The 3086-nt window shown below is 57.6% G+C and carries 3 protein-coding genes and 1 pseudogene; 3 read left to right on the plus strand and 1 reads right to left on the minus strand.

Annotation, left to right across the window (positions count from 1 at the left end; translation table 11 throughout):
* Window positions 1-112: 112 nt before the first annotated feature.
* Window positions 113-451: a hypothetical protein gene (locus P1P75_RS40735; RefSeq protein WP_319264870.1), complete on the minus strand. Its 339-nt coding sequence runs from the start codon at window positions 449-451 to the stop codon at window positions 113-115.
* Here P1P75_RS40735 and P1P75_RS40740 point away from each other — a divergent pair.
* From P1P75_RS40740 to P1P75_RS40750, 3 genes and pseudogenes are all read left to right on the plus strand, one after another.
* Window positions 450-1451, plus strand: coding sequence for a Shedu anti-phage system protein SduA domain-containing protein (locus tag P1P75_RS40740; protein WP_319264873.1), 1002 nt, complete (start codon window positions 450-452; stop codon window positions 1449-1451). The genes P1P75_RS40735 and P1P75_RS40740 overlap by 2 nt on opposite strands.
* Before the next feature lie 4 nt (window positions 1452-1455).
* A complete protein-coding gene (locus tag P1P75_RS40745; RefSeq protein WP_319264875.1) occupies window positions 1456-2661 on the plus strand; it encodes a hypothetical protein in 1206 nt (401 codons plus the stop codon).
* Window positions 2662-2772: 111 nt separating this feature from the next.
* Window positions 2773-3086: pseudogene (locus tag P1P75_RS40750) on the plus strand (IS5/IS1182 family transposase); the annotation flags it as partial.

Genomic DNA, 3086 nt, shown 5'->3' on the forward strand with positions numbered 1-3086 from the left:
CTGTCGCACTCGGCGAGGGTGCCGTCGAGCAGGACGAACTCGGCTCGTGATCGCGCATCATAGGCGGCTTCGAGGTCATCGACGTCCTTGACAGGGCCTTGCCGGAGCTGCTCTACAAGGTCAGACCGAAAAAAACCTCACTCACGCCCGCTGACTCATTCCATGGGTCTACTCCATCCAAAAACGCATTCTCTTCAAGGTCGAAAAAGTCGCTTGGCTGCATGATGTAAGTGACTGAAAGTGTCAGGACGTGAACAGAGCGCAAGCAGATCGGGTTCCTGCGTTGCGCTCCTTTGGTCCAGCTTGGTCCTAGCCAGCGGAAAAAAGGTGTGAATCGCGCCAGAATACCCTGCTCATTCATTCTCGGGCAAAGCGCAGCTATGGCCAAGGGTTGCTCTTTCGTCCCGAAAAGCTCATAATCTCCGTCAAAGATCAACAGGAGATAGCTCATGACCAACGAGCGCCAGGTCTCGCGCCGGCAAGCACAGTCGCAGCGCGTTTCTTTCACCGACCCAATTGTAATCGCCAACACTCCGCAGCGCCGATTCGAAGTGCTGCCGCAGTACATTAAGCGGACGGATGGCGACCAGGTGGCAGCGAAGCTTCTCTATCATAAGAAGCGCGAGGGGCGTATTTTCGGTCTCTTCCCTGTAGAGTTCACGCTGAACCACGAGGAGGTCAAAGAGCTCAAGCGAGTGCTCGAAGAAAGCCTGGCTGTTGCTGAGGGGCGTCAAGATGGTGACTTCCTTGTGCTCCGCCTCGATGGCACTGGTACCGGTCTCTCAGGCCGGGACCCGATAGCTGTCGGCAAGGCCATCGCCCCGCTTGTGGCTGACGAGGACGTTCTGCGTTCCCTGGCAGAAACCGAGGATGGAGCGGAGCTCCTGAAGGGTGTGCAGTCCAGTGTGCGTCTGACGGAACTGTCGCTGGCCATCGATCAGTTGCGTACCAACCTGGAAAGCGGCGAAAAAAGGGAGCAGACGTACCAGGAGTGGTGCGAGCGCCACGGATGGGTGTTCGGCAACGCGTACACCATGCGTGATGAGGTTCGGACCATCGCACTGGGCGACTCCGTAGACGGCCTGCTGGCGCAGACTGCCAACGGGCTACGAGACATCTTCGAGCTCAAGCGCCCGGACATGCACGTCATCCGGTACGACGACACACACAAGTGTTGGTTCTGGAGTCGTGACGTCTCAATGGCTATTGGCCAGTGCCACCGCTACCTTGACGCGCTGCACGAGGCAGCCGCCAGAGGTCTGCGTGATCACCCCGAAGTAGTGGCCTACCATCCCCGTGCCATTCTGATCATTGGCCGCTCTCATGACTGGTCGGCCGAGCAAGCAAAGGCGCTGCATGGACTCAACGCACGCCTGCATGGCATCAGCGTCATGACCTACGATCAGTTGCTTGCTCAGGCCGAGCAGCTTTTGAACACGTTGAGGGGGTAGTGCTGTGAGCAGCGATGCGTTGAAGCAGGAGACGCAGCGCGTGATCTCGGCGTGCCGGGCGATGATTGCAGAATACTGTGCCTGGGACAATAAACGAGTTGGCGGCGAAACAGCTTCGTCGATGTATGGCGATATGTTTGAGTTCGTCAACTTGCGCATGGAGACGGCCGAGAGTTGCCTGCTCCTTATTGAAAGCGACAAGATTGGCGACTCTCTCGGTCTTAGCCGCTCTCTCCTTGAGCACTATCTTCTCTTTCTCCTGATGTGTCGCGGTAACAAGTACTTCCAACTGGCCGACCTTTCGAGTGAGCGTTTGACTGAAGGGCAGTTCAAAGCGCGGCTACGTGAGGAGCAAGAAGAACTTGCGCGGCTTCGGGCGGAAGGGAAGTCAAGTTGTCTTGAGGTTAGGAAGTACCGGCGGGCGAAGCATAGAATCATGTACGTCTACGAAGGTCTGAAGGACCGAGACGACCCAGACTTCATGATTCCTATTCACTTCTTCCAGTTCCAAGAGTTTCGTCCAGAAGTAATGAGACTCAAGGAAGAAAACTACTTCCAGTACTACGAGCCGGAGACTGAAACCAAGCAGGCAATACGCGGTCAGCAAGATGAGGCGGCCTGGCGATACAAGCATTATCTGTCGTACGACGCCTTGCTACAGTGCCTGGAACTCAACGACCTTGCTGACCCGGCTGTGATCTACCGGATTGAGGCACATTACACGTTCCTCGGCAAGTTCCTGCATCCAACTCATGGCGCGGTTAGAGACCTGCATGAGCGTAGCAACTGGCATAATAGTCAAACCGGAGTGGGCAGCGGTCAGCCGTACACGGACGCTGCAAAGCTCCTCGCGGCACTCTATGTCTGCTTCTGCGTGGCTGGCTTGCTGGGGGAAGTGGCCGGAGTGGTAGACCGGGCTCCCGCTAAGTACTACACCGATTCCGGCACGGCCGACTTGTGGACGCTCATTCAGGCGGTTTCCTCGGACTACCCGTACTTCTGGTTCCTTTTCAATGATGCGCCGCTGTACGATCGATACCTGTATTGCATCCACCATGCTGACGAGTCTGATCTCATTGCGTGGGGAGGTTACGCTGGCGTGCCGCTAGAACGCGTCCCGTTCAATCAGCACATTTACTCTCACTTCTGTGATGGGCTGAATGGCTGGTCCAACATTCGTTGGGGAAGCTACAAGCCCGCTGTTCACTGAGCATTCTTCGAAGTGGTCACCGGTCAGGTGACAGGCGCGAGCCGCAACGAGCGAGGCACCCGGGCTGTTGATCGAGATGTCTGATGTCTCAATCACGTTTTGGGGGTCTCGTTGCTCATCCATCCTGCCGCACTCGACCTGCCGCATGCACTCGTGAAGTGGGTCACCATGCTGATCATCACCTGTGAGGGCACCGGCTCTGCAAGCTCCGTCCGTCCCAGCGCGCGATGGTGGCACTGGTGTATATGCGCGAGCCCCCCGCTCTTTCGAAGACCGCCGGGTTCGGGATCAGGGAGTCCACCGCCACGCCTGCACCAGCGCAGTCGTCGACCTGCTCGCCGCCCGTGCACCGGGCCTGCTGAAGACGCTGCGCGATCAGGAGCCGAGTTCGTTCTGCTCGACGGCACCCTCGCCGAGTGCGACAA

Source organism: Streptomyces sp. ID05-39B, assembly GCF_033794725.1.
GTDB lineage: Bacteria > Actinomycetota > Actinomycetes > Streptomycetales > Streptomycetaceae > Streptomyces > Streptomyces bobili.